Source organism: Mycobacterium sp. NGS51 (genome assembly GCF_059812525.1).
In genome coordinates, this window is the sequence record NZ_JCALCV010000014.1 from 1 (window position 1) to 13,978 (window position 13,978).

The 13,978-nt window shown below is 67.4% G+C and carries 13 protein-coding genes; 8 read left to right on the forward strand and 5 right to left on the reverse strand.

The genetic code is table 11. The features are described from left to right. Positions 1 to 66: 66 nt before the first annotated feature. Genes AC5Y5W_RS17060 through AC5Y5W_RS17070 form a run of 3 tightly spaced genes read left to right on the forward strand, consistent with a single transcriptional unit; the run spans position 67 to position 3,027 of the window. A complete protein-coding gene (locus AC5Y5W_RS17060) occupies positions 67 to 1,326 on the forward strand; it encodes a molybdopterin-dependent oxidoreductase (RefSeq protein ID WP_500011977.1) in 1,260 nt (419 codons plus the stop codon). A 1-nt stretch (position 1,327) separates the two neighbouring features. Further along, positions 1,328 to 1,834 (forward strand): hypothetical protein, encoded by a 507-nt coding sequence (locus AC5Y5W_RS17065; RefSeq protein WP_500011753.1) that lies wholly within the window; start codon positions 1,328 to 1,330, stop codon positions 1,832 to 1,834. Between the two features lie 44 nt (positions 1,835 to 1,878). Continuing rightward, on the forward strand, positions 1,879 to 3,027 hold the full coding sequence (locus AC5Y5W_RS17070) for an MFS transporter (RefSeq protein ID WP_500011979.1): 1,149 nt from the start codon (positions 1,879 to 1,881) through the stop codon (positions 3,025 to 3,027). Here the strand turns inward: AC5Y5W_RS17070 and AC5Y5W_RS17075 are convergent. The 5 genes from AC5Y5W_RS17075 to napA form a co-directional block, all read right to left on the reverse strand. After that, entirely contained in the window at positions 3,024 to 3,671 is a 648-nt protein-coding gene (locus AC5Y5W_RS17075; protein WP_500011754.1) for an LON peptidase substrate-binding domain-containing protein, read from the reverse strand. The genes AC5Y5W_RS17070 and AC5Y5W_RS17075 overlap by 4 nt on opposite strands. Positions 3,672 to 3,673: 2 nt before the next feature. After that, positions 3,674 to 4,825, reverse strand: a complete 1,152-nt coding sequence (locus AC5Y5W_RS17080) for a glutamate--cysteine ligase (protein WP_500011756.1) — start codon at positions 4,823 to 4,825, stop codon at positions 3,674 to 3,676. Beyond that, a complete protein-coding gene (sodC, locus tag AC5Y5W_RS17085; RefSeq protein ID WP_500011758.1) occupies positions 4,806 to 5,507 on the reverse strand; it encodes a superoxide dismutase[Cu-Zn] in 702 nt (233 codons plus the stop codon). The genes AC5Y5W_RS17080 and sodC overlap by 20 nt, the downstream gene beginning before the upstream one ends. A gap of 9 nt (positions 5,508 to 5,516) precedes the next feature. Continuing rightward, positions 5,517 to 5,978 (reverse strand): LytR C-terminal domain-containing protein, encoded by a 462-nt coding sequence (locus tag AC5Y5W_RS17090; RefSeq protein ID WP_500011760.1) that lies wholly within the window; start codon positions 5,976 to 5,978, stop codon positions 5,517 to 5,519. Between the two features lie 71 nt (positions 5,979 to 6,049). After that, positions 6,050 to 6,358 (reverse strand): nucleoid-associated protein NapA, encoded by a 309-nt coding sequence (napA, locus tag AC5Y5W_RS17095; RefSeq protein ID WP_065014214.1) that lies wholly within the window; start codon positions 6,356 to 6,358, stop codon positions 6,050 to 6,052. A 170-nt stretch (positions 6,359 to 6,528) separates the two neighbouring features. On the opposite strand from napA, the gene AC5Y5W_RS17100 reads away from it, so the two are divergent. The 5 genes from AC5Y5W_RS17100 (at position 6,529) to AC5Y5W_RS17120 (ending at position 13,945) form a co-directional block, all read left to right on the forward strand. After that, a complete protein-coding gene (locus tag AC5Y5W_RS17100; protein ID WP_500011762.1) occupies positions 6,529 to 7,122 on the forward strand; it encodes a peptide deformylase in 594 nt (197 codons plus the stop codon). After that, complete coding sequence (locus AC5Y5W_RS17105) at positions 7,122 to 8,042, forward strand: N-acetylglutamate synthase, CG3035 family (protein WP_500011763.1); 921 nt, start codon at positions 7,122 to 7,124, stop codon at positions 8,040 to 8,042. Before AC5Y5W_RS17100 ends, AC5Y5W_RS17105 begins: the two co-directional genes overlap by 1 nt. Positions 8,043 to 8,047: 5 nt before the next feature. After that, a complete protein-coding gene (locus tag AC5Y5W_RS17110; protein WP_500011981.1) occupies positions 8,048 to 8,854 on the forward strand; it encodes an exodeoxyribonuclease III in 807 nt (268 codons plus the stop codon). 143 nt (positions 8,855 to 8,997) lie between these two features. Next, positions 8,998 to 9,459 (forward strand): hypothetical protein, encoded by a 462-nt coding sequence (locus tag AC5Y5W_RS17115; RefSeq protein ID WP_500011765.1) that lies wholly within the window; start codon positions 8,998 to 9,000, stop codon positions 9,457 to 9,459. A gap of 37 nt (positions 9,460 to 9,496) precedes the next feature. Further along, entirely contained in the window at positions 9,497 to 13,945 is a 4,449-nt protein-coding gene (locus AC5Y5W_RS17120; protein ID WP_500011983.1) for a cation-translocating P-type ATPase, read from the forward strand. Positions 13,946 to 13,978 lie beyond the last annotated feature (33 nt).

Below are 13,978 nucleotides of genomic sequence, written 5' to 3' on the forward strand. Positions count from 1 at the left end.
GATCACCGCCGAGATCACGACCGTGGCTTCTGTTTGGCGAAAAGGGTGCACGGGTATGGCTGGCGGATGCCGCGCCCGCCCGGAGTCGACCGGTTGCACCGCTGGCGTAGCCCGCTGCGCGGACTATGGCTGACGTCGGTGTTCGGCGCGGTGCTGCTGGCGACGTTGCCGGTCGTCATCGTGACCGGCCTGGTGTCCTACATCGTCTACGCGCCGCAATTCGGAACTGCGGTACCCGCGGACGTGGGGTGGCTGAAGCTACCGACCTTCGACTGGCCAACCCACCCGGCGTGGTTATATCGACTCAGCCAGGGCTTGCATGTGGGCCTGGGACTGGTACTGATCCCGGTCGTGCTGGCCAAACTGTGGTCGGTGATCCCCAAGCTGTTCACGTGGCCACCGGCCCGCTCGATCGCCCAAATGCTGGAACGGCTTTCGATTGCGATGCTGGTCGGTGGCATCCTTTTCGAGATCGTTACCGGTGTGCTCTACATCCAATACGACTACATCTACGGGTTCAGCTTCTTTCCCGCACACTATTACGGCGCCTGGGTGTTCATCGCCGGCTTTTTGATGCACATCGCCATCAAGATCCCCCGCATGGTGGCCGGGCTGCGATCACGGTCACTACGAGAAGTGCTGCGCACCAACACCGCTGACACCACAGCAGATCCACCGGATGCCACCGGTCTGGTCGCCGCCGACCCGGCACCGGCGACGATGAGCCGCCGCGGCGCGCTCGCGCTGGTCGGCGGCGGTGTATTGCTGACGGCTCTGGTCACCGTCGGGCAGACGGTCGGCGGCATCGCCCGCCACTTTCCGCTGATGCTGCCCACCGGTGACACCACCGGCAGCGGGCCCAACGATTTCCGCATCAACAAGACAGCGATGGGAGTGGGCGTCGACCCCGCCCAGACCGGTGACCGCTGGCGGTTGACGCTGCGCGGCGGCCCGGCACCGGTGGTGTTGAGTCGCGGTCAGCTCACGGCAATGTCGCAACACAGCGCACGGCTGCCGATCGCCTGCGTCCAAGGTTGGTCCACCGTCCAAGGCTGGAGCGGAGTGCGACTGGCCGATCTGGCCGCCTTGGCCGGAGTACCGGCACCACGCTCGGCCACGGTGCAGTCACTCGGGCGCAAAGGCAAATTCAACCACGCAACACTGGAGCACAACCAAATCAGCCATCCGGATTCACTTTTGGCGTTGCGGGTCAACGACGCCGACCTGTCCCTCGACCACGGCTATCCTGCGCGGATCATCGTCCCAGCGCTCAATGGCGTCCACAATACCAAGTGGGTGACCTCCATCGAGTTTGAGGCGATCTGAGATGACCAGGGCGGCAACTGCTTTCCGCAGGCTATACGGGTCCAATCCGTTACACCTGCTGACGATGCTGGCCGGCTTCGCGTTGCTGGGTTATATCATCGTCACGGCGAACCCGTCGACGTTGTGGGTGCCGGAAGGCACCTGGTGGAAATCGATGGCGCTGTGGTTCGCCGCCGCAATCATCTCCCATGACCTCGTGTTGTTTCCGATCTACGCGCTCGCCGATCGGCTGCTGGGCATCCCCGGCCGACGGCGCGAGCGCTCCGGTGTCCCGGTGCGCAACTATCTGCGTGTACCGGCGCTGGGCTCCGGGCTGATACTGCTCATCTTCTTTCCCAACATCATCCGGCAAGGCGCGACACTGTATTTCGAAGACACCGGACTGACGCAAGAACCCTTCCTCGGACGGTGGCTGATGCTCACTGCTGTCATGTTCGCCGCCAGCGCGGTTGTTTACGCCGTCCGAGTCACGGTGGCGCACCGGACTACCGGGAGAGCGCGACCTTGAGCACCGAGACGACCGAACGGATCAGCGCCACCAGGCGCTGGTCGATGCTGGCCGTCTCGTTGGCAGCGACGCTGGCCGCCAACGTCTTCATCAACGGAGTGGCCTTCCTGATCCCCGCCCTGGCTCGCCATGGCACCAGCCTGGCCGAGGCTGCGCTGCTGGCGTCGGCGCCGAGCTTCGGCATGATGCTGACTCTGATCCCCTGGGGTTATCTGCTCGACCGGCTCGGTGAACGGATCGTGCTCACGCTGGGTCTGGGGCTCACTGCGGCGGCCGGCTTCGCTGCCGCGTCGGTGCACTCAATGATGGCGATGGGGGCGTTTCTGGTCCTCGGAGGCATGGCCGCGGCCAGCACCATCACGTCCAGCGGCCGGCTGGTGACTGGCTTGTTCGGAGATACTCAACGCGCCCTGGCGATGGGTATCCGCCAGACCGCGCAGCCGCTCGGCATCGCGGTTGCCGCCATCGTGGTGCCGGAATTGGCCAAACGCAATTTCTCGGTAGCGCTGCTGTTTCCGGCAACACTGTGCGCGGTGGCGGCGGTGGTCAGCGCGGTAGGGGTGCACGACCCGCCGCGTCCCGAGCGGCCGAAAGTCAAGCCGCATGAGCTGGCCGACCTCTACCGCGGAACACCGCTGTGGCGAATTCATTTCGCGTCGGCGCTACTGATGGTGCCCCAGCCGGTGGTGCTGACGTTCATGCTGATTTGGTTCATCAGCGAGCACCACCTGTCGCTGGCGTGGGCGGGTGTGTTGGTGGGCACCTCGCAGGTCCTCGGCGCGTTAGGCCGCATCGCCGCCGGCCGATGGGCGGATCGGGTCGGCTCGCGGATGCGGCCGATCCGCAAGATCGCCGTCGCCACGACGGTGGTCATGCTGGCGCTGGCGCTCACGGATCAGCTGGGCTGGCCGATCGCCGTGGCGGTCATGGTCGTCGCAGCCGGAATTACCGGTGACAACGGGTTGCCGTTCACCATGATCCCGGAGATCGCCGGGCCGTTTTGGAGCGGATGGGCGCTGGGCAAACAGAACACCTTCGAGCGACTGGTGGTGGCGGTTGCGCCGCCGCTGTTCGCCGAACTGATCATGGCGGCCGGATACCCGTTGGCGTTCGCGGTAAGCGGCTTGTTCCCGCTGGCGGCGCTGCCACTGGTGCCGGTGTCGTCCGGTGCTGATCAGCAAGACGAAGACTAGTCGGACAGCTGGAACTCGATCATCGCGGCGACGGTCTCGATGGCCTCGTCGAGAGCCGCCAGCCGGTCGGCCGCCGACGGCGCCGACAACACTGCGTAGCGATCTGCTTGGCCGATCGGGACACGCGATGCCAACGCATACAGTCGCGCGCCGGGATCGGCCGCATCGCCGGTACCCAGCAGCACATCGCGACTCGGGAGTGCGACACCGCGTGCGGCAGCAATCCGCTCGAACAGTGCCATCACCCGCTCCTCAAGTTCGCTGAGCTGGTCGTCGGTCACCGACGCGCCCGGCTCATCGGGCCACACCTGCACCATCGCCCGCGGATAGGGGTCGTCGGACAGCCAGTCGCACACCCGGATTCGCTCGCGTGTCCGGCAGCGCAGCGCATACCGCCCAGAACCGAGCTCGGTGCATTCGGTGATTTCGGCCAGCGCGCCCACGTCGCAGCGCGCATCACCGCCGCCCACCTCGCGGCCGCGCGAAATCAACACAACCCCGAACCGCGGATCCGAGCTGCGCATGCAGTCGGCCACCAGTGCGGTATAGCGGGGTTCGAAGATGCGCAGCGGCAAGTCATCGTCGGGCAACAGGGCCGACTCGAGCGGAAACATCGCCAGCTGAACGGCTTCCGCGGCAGCCATGATCAGATATCCAGCTCGGCGACCAGCGAGTCGACGACTGCGCGCAGGTCGCCGTCATGCTCTTCGGCGACGCGGCGCTGCCGCTGATACGACGCCCCTTTCTGCCAGATATCTGCGACAGCAGCCAGTTCATCGGTGCAGCGCAGCGACTTCGCAATGGGCTCAAGGCGGTTGAGCAGGTCGCCCAGATCGTCGGTGACCAGGCGTTCGTTGCTGTCGGCGTCGAGGATGATCACCGCATCCAATCCGTAGCGGGCAGCCCGCCACTTGTTCTCCTGATGGTGCCAGGGCGGCATCGTCGGCAGCGCCTCACCCGCGTCGAGTCGCCGGTCCAGATCGACGATCAAGCAGTGCGTCAACGCCACCAGCGCGCCCAGTTCGCGCACGTTGGACACCCCGTCGCAGACCCGTACCTCCAGGGTGCCGTTGTGCGGTGAAGGTCGGATGTCCCAACGGATTTCGTTGATGTCGTCGATGATGCCGGTCTTCTTCTGGTCGTACACGAACCTTTCGAACTGCGCCCAGGTCTGGAACTGAAACGGCAGCCCGGCGGTGGGCAGCTGCTGAAACATCATCGCTCGATTACTCGGGTATCCGGTGTCCTCGCCGCCCCACCACGGCGACGACGCCGACAGCGCCAGCAGATGCGGATAGTAATTCAACAACGACGACATGATCGGCATCACCTTGTGCGCCGAGGACAGCCCGACGTGCACGTGCACACCCCAGATCAGCATCTGACGTCCCCACCACTGGGTACGTTTGATCAGTTCGGCGTAACGCGGTGCGTCGGTGAACTTTTGAGTAGACCACCGCGCGAACGGGTGTCCACCCGCGCAGAACAATTCCATGCCCCGGTCGCGGACGATCTGGCGGACGGTGCCCAGTGTGACGCGAAGATCCTCCATCGCCTCAGCGGTGTAGTCACAGACACCGCTGACGATTTCAACGGTGTTGCGCAGCAGTTCCTTGTGGACACGCGGGTTTTCGCCGATGTCAGTCATGACGGCGGCGGCTTCGTTGCTCAGGTCACGAGTCTGCGCGTCGACCAGCGCGAACTCCCATTCGACGCCGAGCGTCGGCCGTGGTGAGGCGGCGAAATCCACACGCGTGGGTACCCTGCCAGCCGATTTGCTAACCGGCGCCGATGACACCGCACGCCACCCGCTTGCCGGCGTCGCCGGTGGACATGGTGGTCTGATCGGGACCCGCTGTTCCGTTGACTTGGTAGCGGTCCGGGATGTTACCGAAGTTGTCCGCGTCGGCGTGAATGACGATCGAGGTACCCTCGCCGGACGTCAGGTCTTCCTTGGTGAACGCGTCGGTGGTGGTCACCAGCAGCGCCGCACCGTCCTTACGCACCTGCAGCGACGTCAGGTCGCCGCTCATGGGGCCGCCGCTGTGCCCGGGCGCCTGGTAATGCCCGCCGGCCGAGTTGAAGTTGCCCGACTCTCCGTCGGTCGGGGCGACCGAGTCGGGCTCACACTTACCCACCTTGTGGATGTGCATCCCGTGGAAGCCGGGGGTCAACTGGCCCAGGCCGGTGGTTTCCACTGTCACGGTCACGTAGCCGTGGTCGAACTCGAATTTCGCCGTCGCGACCTTGGTGCCGTCCGGTGACTTCAGGTGCGCGGTCAGCGTGTCTGGCGGGACCGGTCCACCTTCGGGCGGCGTATTGACCGGCCCCGGCGATCCGCTCCACACCGACGGCGTGGTGCCGGGCGACGAGGCGGGCGACTCGTTGGGCGGCGAACACGCACTCAGCAACGCAACGGGAGCGGTAAGCGCTGCGAGTGCAGCGACGACGACGGTGCGGCTCTTGGCGGGCTTCAGCATGGGAAAAGACTAGCCCGTGACGACAACGATCACGCCGGGCGGTTGATCGACGACATCGGGGATTCGCGGTTCGACCGGCGCGCCCAGCACATTGCCCACAGCGTCGGCTGTCTCGTGCTCCCCGGGCGCATCGGTGAAATACACCGTGGTCGCCGTGACATCGTCTAGCGACGGGAGGTTGCCGACTTCGGTGACGTCGTAGCCCTCAGCCTTGAGTTGGTCGGCGGTGCGACCGGCGATGCCCTCTTGATCGGAAATGTTGAACACGCGCACCTGCGCCTTAGCCGGTGCCCGCGTCTTCGGCGGCATGGCGCTGGTCGTCACGGCCGAACCCGACGAGTCGTCGTCGGAGTTTCCGCCCGATCCCATGGCCTGAAAGCCGACCAACAGGAAAATGACGCCGAGAAACAGCAGCACCATCACCATGGCCCGCAGCGGAAGCCCGGAAGAATCCGGAACGCGTTCATTCATCGACGCCACTGTATCCAGGACTGGGCCAGAACCCACAACGACGCAGGGAAGCGTCGCACCTCAACAGGACCTCAGGTGACCTCGAAGCCGAGCCGCCGCGCGGCCCGGGCTTTCTGCCGGCTGGCGCGCAGCCGTCGCAGCCGCTTCACCAGCATCGGGTCGGCGGCTAGCGCTTCGGGTCGATCGACCAGTGCATTGAGCACCTGGTAATAGCGGGTCGCCGACATCGAGAACAACTCTTTGATGGCTTCTTCTTTGGCGCCGGCATATTTCCACCATTGCCGCTCGAAAGCCAGGATGTCGTGTTCGCGGCGGGTTAGCCCATCGGCGATTTCAGAGTCGTCCCCCGATCGATTAGCCCGCGCCATGGCGCTGTCCATATCGCTCCTGTGACCCTTCCAAGACCGTTCGAATGCACGCTGTATCGGCGAATATTCAACCACGGCGGTAACTGTTGACACGTAACCCTCGCCCGCGAGTCGCTCGTCGAAGTTTCGATTGCCACGCCACTTCGCGGCGCATATCGGCGGCAGGCTTAAGCTTGCCGACCATGGCAGTCGTACCCATTCGCATTGTGGGTGATCCGGTCCTGCACACCCCCACCACTCCGGTGCCGGTGGCCGCTGACGGTTCGCTACCGGCCGACTTGCCGGAATTGATCACGACCCTCTACGACACAATGGATGCGGCCCACGGGGTTGGCCTGGCCGCCAATCAGATCGGTGTGGGACTGCGGGTTTTCGTCTACGACTGCGCTGACGACCGCGGGCAGGCCAAACGCCGCCGCGGGGTGGTGGTCAATCCGGTGCTGGAGACCTCCGAGGTGCCCGAGACCATGCCCGATCCGGACCGCGACGACGAGGGTTGCCTATCGGTGCCCGGCGAGTCGTTTCCGACCGGGAGGGCAACCTGGGCGCGAGTGAGCGGGCTCGACGCCGACGCCAATCCGGTCACGATCGAGGGCACCGGGCTGTTCGCCCGCATGCTGCAACACGAAACCGGTCATCTGGACGGTTTCCTATACCTGGACCGGTTGATCGGCCGGCACGCCCGGGCCGCTAAGCGTGCAGTCAAATCGCAGGGCTGGGGCGTTCCCGGGTTGTCCTGGACACCGGGCGAGGGACCGGATCCGTTCGGGCACTGATGGTTTCGTGGCCCCCGATCGGAACCCGGGTGACGGTGCGCTACCGCCGGCCCGCCGGTTCGGTGCCACCACTGACCGACGCGGTAGGTCATCTCCTGCAACTCGACCCGGTGGTGCGGGTGCAGACGCGGGCGGGCGACTTCGTCGAGTTCGCCGCGGCCGATGCGGTGACGGTGCGCCGCCTGACCGATGTGCCGGTGCGCAACTCGCAGATCCGCGCCGTCGAGCACGCTGCCGCACTGGCCTGGCCCGGCGTGGAACAGCACTGGCTCGACGGCTGGTTGTTACGCGCCGGACACGGGTCGACGCGGCGCGCTAACAGTGCTGTGCCACTGGAGTTTACAGCCAGCGCCGCCGCTATCCCCGCGATCGTCGACTGGTATACGAGCCGCCGGCGCAGGCCATTACTGGCCGTTCCAGACCGGCTGCTGCGCCTGCCGGACGACACACCCGCCGAATGTGAAACCCGGATGCTGGTCGGCGAGCTGCCGAACGTCACGCTAGAGCAGCAGTCGCACCCGAGCGTCACGCTGGAGCAACGCCCGACGGCCGACTGGCTGGATTGCTATGCCCGCGACGTGCCGGTCGATGTGCTGACCGCCGTCGTCGACGGCGAGTTGATGTTCGGCAGCCGCGCGGGCGTCGCCATCGGGCGGGCCGCACTGACGGCGGCACCGGACGGCAGCCGATGGGTGGGCCTTTCGGAGGTACGCGTCACCGCCGATCACCGCGGACAGGGTCACGCCCGGGCAGTGTGCGCGGCGCTACTGGCCTGGGGCGCCGATCGCGGCGCCACCCGTGGCTACGCGCAAGTCGCCGACACTGCGGCGGCGCTCGGTCTTTTCGAGTCGCTGGGTTTCACAGCACAGCACCGCTGCCGTTACCTGACGGCGGAATCGCTGCACCGACCTACGCTGTAGGGATGCTGCGGCTGGCCACTTGGAACGTGAATTCGATTCGCTCCCGCCTGTACCGGGTGCTCGATTGGCTGGAACGCGCCGAAGTCGACGTGCTTGCCATGCAGGAGACCAAATGCGCCGACGAGCAGTTTCCGACGCTGCCGTTCTTCGAATTGGGCTACGAGGTGGCGCATTGCGGGTTCAACCAGTGGAACGGCGTGGCGATCGCATCGCGGGTCGGCCTCGACGACATCGAGGTCGGCTTCGAGGGTCAGCCCACCTGGAGCAGCAAAGCGGACATCGAAGCCGCGGCCGAAGCCCGCGCCTTGGGCGCCACCTGCGGTGGGGTACGAGTGTGGAGTCTCTACGTGCCCAACGGCCGGGCCCTGGGTGATCCGCACTACACGTACAAGCTCGATTGGCTTGCCGCACTGCGTGATACGGCGGAGGGTTGGCTTCGCACCGATCCGTCGGCGCCGATCGCGCTGGTGGGCGACTGGAATATCGCTCCAACCGACGACGACATCTGGAGCGTCGAGTACTACCAGGGCTGCACGCATGTCTCCGAGCCGGAACGCAAAGCGTTCAACGCCATCGTCGACGCACAATTCACCGACGTGGTGCGGCCTTTCACACCTGGCCCGGACGTGTACACCTACTGGGACTACACCCGGCTGGCGTTCCCCAAAAGGCGGGGCATGCGTATCGATTTCATCCTCGCCTCACCTGCACTGGCTGACCGGGTCACCGACGCCCAGATCGTCCGCGAAGAACGCAAAGGCAAAGCCCCCAGCGATCACGCGCCGGTGCTGGTGGACGTGCGGGACGCTTGATATGAGTTGTCTATGCGTTCGGCCTCCGCGGCCCACCAGAGCGGCGAATGCGGACACAATCGAGTTCATCGGGTGAACTCTGCGCGCGTACGGGCACACAACCGGCGCAAACGCGAAAAACTATGAAACGTCAAGGAGTCATGATGGGTGTTGTCGACGGCACAGTGCGCAACGTGAGGCGAACGGTGGGCCGCGCGGCAACGACGACCACTGCCGCCGCGAGTGCGGTGGGCGGTGCCGTGGTCAATGGTGTGACGGGCGCCGCGAACGGCATCCAGCGCGGGCTCAACGGTGACAATCGCTCGACGGCGGCGGCCGCACTGACGTTGGGCGCCCTGGGCGCCACCGGTTTGGTCGAGTGGCCGGTGCTGGTGGCCGTCGGTGGTGGCGCATTGGTGCTGCGGCGGCTGAACCGTGCGCGCGACACGACGTCCGCGCCGGTGAAGTCGGCCCCGGCCAAGGCGGCCCCGGCCAAGTCAGGCCCCACCAAATCGACTCGCCCCGCCAAGTCGACGGCGGCGAAATCCCCGGCACGACAAAAGTCTCCGTCCAAGCGGGCACCGGCGCGGCAATCACGCGGCACGCAGTCACGCGGCCGTCGCTAATTCAGGATTGCGTACCGTCGAACCCGTGCAACTATCCATGCCGCTGCGCGCGGCCGCAAAAGGAATGCAGGCGACCACCGCGCTCGTCGGCGCAACGATGCAGGGTGCGGCAGCCGCCACCGAGACCGTGGGGACGGTAGCGTCGGCGGCTCTCGACATCGCGACTATTCCGGTCCGCGAAGGCGTCAAGATACTGTCCGGCGAGGTTTCCAGTTCGACGCTGACGCGGCGCTGCTGGCGCGGTGACAACCGGGCGTGGATCGAGGTGCGCGGGCTGAACGGTGCCGGCGGCCACGAACGCGGGCGCGCTGTGGTCGAAGCCCTGCTGGCACAGCCGGGCGTCACCTCGGCCAGTCTGAACCGCACGCTGTCGCGGGTTGTCGTCGAAATCGACGGTGACCAGGTGTCGCTGCGTGACCTGTGTCCGGTCGTCGACGACGCCGAAAAGCGCTGCCAACCGACCGACGGCGCCGTCGGCGGGGCAGGCAGCCTGCCGGGCGATGGTCTGTTGCTGGCGACCACCGGCGCGATGGTGGGCCTGAACGCAGCGGGCCTCGGCATCGCGCTGGTAGGACGGGCGATGCGGTGGCCGCGCCTGCCGACCGCTGTCGACGCCGCCGTGGCGATCGCCAACTACCAACCGTGGCTGCGCCGCCAGCTCGAGGACCGAATCGGCACCGCCGCCACCGACACCGTGCTGTCGACGGCCACCACGATCGCGCACATAGTCACCTTGTCGCCGGCATCGCTGTCGGTGGATCTGATGATGCAGGCGCTCAAGGCCGCCGAGTGCCGCGCCGAGGCGCAGGCCTGGGCCCGCTACGAACCGGATCTGGCCAAGTATGCCGACCACACCGAGGTTCACCGCTCGTCGCGCCCGGTGCCGGCGCCGGAAGGGCCGGTCGAACGACACACCAAGCGCGTGGCCGTCGTCCAGGCGCTGGGTACTGCGCTGGTCGGCGCGCTCACCCGCAACGTCGGCATGGCGGCGACGGCCGCGGTGGTCACCGCCCCCAAAGCCATGCGCACCACCCGCGAATCGTTCGCGGCGACGCTTGGCCACGGCCTGGCCGACCGGCACGCGGTGCTGCCCTTGCGGCCCGAGAGCCTGCGACGCCTCGACAAGATCGACGCACTGCTCATCGACCCCCGCACGTTGTGCGATGACGCCTTGCGTGTGGTGCGGGTCCGCGGGGCCCGCGACGACGAGCTGGCCGAGGCCTGGGAACACGCTCAACGCCTGCTCGAACAATCCGGCCTGCGTGCCGGTTGGCATTCGGTCCCCGGGATAACGACCCGCAGAGCCCGACAAAACGGCGCGGTCGAGGCGCTGGTCCTGCCCGCGCAGCAGCCCTTGGCGTCCGCTGTGGTGACCGAGGCACGCGCGTCCGGCACGGAGATGGTCTCGGTCGATGCCGACATCCTCGGCGAGTTGCGGCCCGCCTTCGACGACATCCGGCCGGTCCAGGACGGCGCCATCGACGACGCGCTGGCCGACGCGGTGACCGACCTGCAACAGGCCGGCCGCACCGTTGCGGTGCTGTCATCGACCGGCGCACAAGCGCTTTCCCGCGCCGACGTGGCGTTGGGTGTCATGCCCACCGGCGAAGCCGCGCCGCCGTGGGATGCGGATCTGATCCTGGCCGACCTGGCCGGCGCGTGGCAGGTGCTGCGCGCACTCCCCGCCGCCAGGGCCGCAACTGAGCGCGGCATCGCGATCTCCACCGGCGCGTCGTCGCTGGGGGCGCTGCTGATGGTGCCCGGCGTCCGGGGGCTCCGCCGTGGGCGCGGGCATGGGCCCGGGCCCGTGACTCTCGGCGCCGGGGCGGGCATGCTCTCGGGATACCTGCTGGCCCGTGAGGTGGTCCGGATGCCCGCGCCGAGGCCGGCGCCCGCCTACGAGTGGCACGCGATGTCGGTCGAGCAGGTCCGCGAGCTGTTGGTGCCGGCCGACTCCGAGGCAGAGACACAGGTGGCCCGCGATGCCATCCAACCGAGCACGGCGCCACCCAACGCGATCTGGCAATTCGTCAAGGCCGTCCGGGCGGAGTTGTCGGACCCGCTGACCCCGGTGCTGGCATTGTGCTCGGCGGCCACCGCGATGTTGGGGTCGCCGATCGACGCGGTGATGGTGGGCACGGTATTGACCGGAAACTCGATCCTCGCCGCCGCCCAACGGCTGCGGGCCGAGAACCGGCTGAACCTCCTGCTGGCGCAACAGACCCCGTCGGCCCGCAAAGTCGCGGTCGGCGCGGATGGTGCGCAGACGTACAGCGAAGTGATCTCGGAGCAGTTGCTGCCGGGCGATCTCATCGAGGTGCGCAGCAACGAAGTGGTGCCCGCCGACGCCCGGGTGATCGAAGAACAGGACCTCGAGGTTGACGAATCGTCGCTCACCGGTGAGTCGCTGTCGGTGGACAAGCAGGTCGAGGCGACCCCGGGCGCCGATCTCGCCGACCGCCGCTGCATGCTCTACGCTGGCACCACTGTCGTCGCGGGCACCGCGCTCGCGCTGGTCACCGCCGTCGGAGCCGACACCCAGACGCGCCGGGCAGCCGAACTGGCGTCGGGCGACCTGCCCGAGGTTGGCCTGCAGCATCACCTCAGTCAGCTCGTCACTCGGGCCTTCCCGGTCAGCGTCGGCGGTGGCGCGCTGGTCGGTGGGCTCGGGTTGCTGCGCGGCGGGGGTCTGCGCCAAGCGCTGGGTAACGCCATCGCGGTCGCGATCGCCGCGGTCCCGGAGGGGATGCCGCTGATGGCGACGCTGGCGCAACATGCCTCGGCTCAGCGGCTGAGCGGTTCCGGCGCCCTGGTGCGGGTGCCGCGGTCGGTGGAGGCGCTCGGCCGCGTCGAAGTGATCTGCTTCGACAAGACCGGAACCCTGAGCGAAAACCGGCTGCGGGTCGCGCACGTGCATCCGGTGTCGACGTATTCGCGCGAGGACGTGCTGCACTGTGCAGCGCAGGCCGCACCGGCGCCTGAAAGCGCCGCGCATGCGCACGCCACCGACCAGGCCATCGTCGAAGCGGCGGCCGCGGCCAACGGTTCGGGTCACTGGTCTGAACCGGACGCCCACTTGCCGTTCCGCTCCGGTCGGGCCTTCTCGGCATCGGTGTCGGGAGCGGAGTTGACCGTCAAGGGCGCACCGGAAGTGGTGCTGGCGGCTTGCCCGGACGTCGGCGCGAGCATGGACCAAACGGTGCGTGAACTGGCCGCCGAAGGATTGCGGGTCATCGCGGTGGCACGCCGCAAGCTGACCGCCCAACAGGTTCGGGCGGTACAGGCCGACGAAGACACCATCGTGGACTTGTGCGACGACGGGTTGTCGCTGACCGGCTTCCTCGGGCTCGCCGATACCCCGCGAGCCGAAGCGCCCCAGTTGCTCACCGACCTGGCCGAGCGGGGGGTGGCCATCCGGCTGATCACCGGTGATCACCCCATCACCGCCACCGCGATCGTCGCGGAACTGGGCCTGCCGGTGACCGAAGATCAGGTCATCACCGGATCCGAGTGGAACCAGTTGTCCCGCAAAGATCAGGAGCGGGTGGTGTCGGAGCGGGTGATCTTCGCCCGGATGTCGCCGGAGAACAAGGTGCAGATCGTCCAGACGCTGGAGCGCTCCGGACGGGTGACAGCCATGGTGGGCGACGGCGCCAACGACGCGGCGGCGATCCGGGCCGCCACCATCGGCATCGGTGTCGTCGCCCGCGGCAGCGACGCCGCCCACACCGTGGCCGACGTGGTGCTGACCGATGGCCGTATCGAGTCGCTGGTGGCCGCCATCGACGAAGGCCGCCGACTGTGGCGGGGAGTGCAGGCGGCGGTGGCCGGCTTGCTCGGCGGAAACGCCGGCGAGGTGATCTTCTCGGTCATCGGCACTGCGATCACCGGGAACTCGCCGCTGAACACCCGCCAACTGCTGCTGATGAACACGTTGACCGACGCACTGCCGGCCACGGCTCTTGCGGTCAGCACACCCAGCGGACCGGTGCAGCACGTCCGGCAGGGCATCGAGGAACGCACGCTGTGGCGGGCGGTGGCGGTCCGCGGGGCGATCACCGCCGCGGCCGGCACGGCGGCGTGGACGATGGCTTCGGTCACCGGGACGCCGCAACGCGCGTCCACCGTGGCATTGATCGCATTGGTGTCCGCTGAACTGGGCCAAACCCTGGTGGATTCGCAGGCGCCGCTGGTGCTGCTCACCTCCGCCGGCTCGTTGGCCGCATTCATGCTGATGATCAGCACCCCGGGAGTCAGCCAGTTGCTGGGCTGTACGCCTGTCGGCCCGATCGGCTGGGCGCAGGCGATGGGATCGGCGGCTGCGGCGACCGCCGCGTTGGCCGTCGCGAGTCGGCTGCCCGCCGGCCGGTGGGGCTTGGAAACGCCGGCAGGCCACGACGACGCGGACACCGCCCCCAGCGACACCGTCAACGGCCGCGTCATCACCGAAAGCACTGGGTCGGTCCTGACGTCGGCTGTCGGCTGAAGTTCGCGGGTATACAACCGTCGTTAACGCGGG

Coding starts and splice junctions, on each gene's coding strand:
- AC5Y5W_RS17090 (WP_500011760.1), bottom strand. CDS start 5,978: ATGAATGAACGCGTTCCGGATTCTTCCGGGCTTCCGCTGCGGGCCATG.
- napA (WP_065014214.1), bottom strand. CDS start 6,358: ATGGACAGCGCCATGGCGCGGGCTAATCGATCGGGGGACGACTCTGAA.
- AC5Y5W_RS17075 (WP_500011754.1), bottom strand. CDS start 3,671: ATGGCTGCCGCGGAAGCCGTTCAGCTGGCGATGTTTCCGCTCGAGTCG.
- sodC (WP_500011758.1), bottom strand. CDS start 5,507: ATGCTGAAGCCCGCCAAGAGCCGCACCGTCGTCGTCGCTGCACTCGCA.
- AC5Y5W_RS17070 (WP_500011979.1), top strand. CDS start 1,879: ATGCTGGCCGTCTCGTTGGCAGCGACGCTGGCCGCCAACGTCTTCATC.
- AC5Y5W_RS17120 (WP_500011983.1), top strand. CDS start 9,497: ATGCCGCTGCGCGCGGCCGCAAAAGGAATGCAGGCGACCACCGCGCTC.
- AC5Y5W_RS17105 (WP_500011763.1), top strand. CDS start 7,122: ATGGTTTCGTGGCCCCCGATCGGAACCCGGGTGACGGTGCGCTACCGC.
- AC5Y5W_RS17065 (WP_500011753.1), top strand. CDS start 1,328: ATGACCAGGGCGGCAACTGCTTTCCGCAGGCTATACGGGTCCAATCCG.
- AC5Y5W_RS17100 (WP_500011762.1), top strand. CDS start 6,529: ATGGCAGTCGTACCCATTCGCATTGTGGGTGATCCGGTCCTGCACACC.
- AC5Y5W_RS17115 (WP_500011765.1), top strand. CDS start 8,998: ATGGGTGTTGTCGACGGCACAGTGCGCAACGTGAGGCGAACGGTGGGC.
- AC5Y5W_RS17060 (WP_500011977.1), top strand. CDS start 67: ATGCCGCGCCCGCCCGGAGTCGACCGGTTGCACCGCTGGCGTAGCCCG.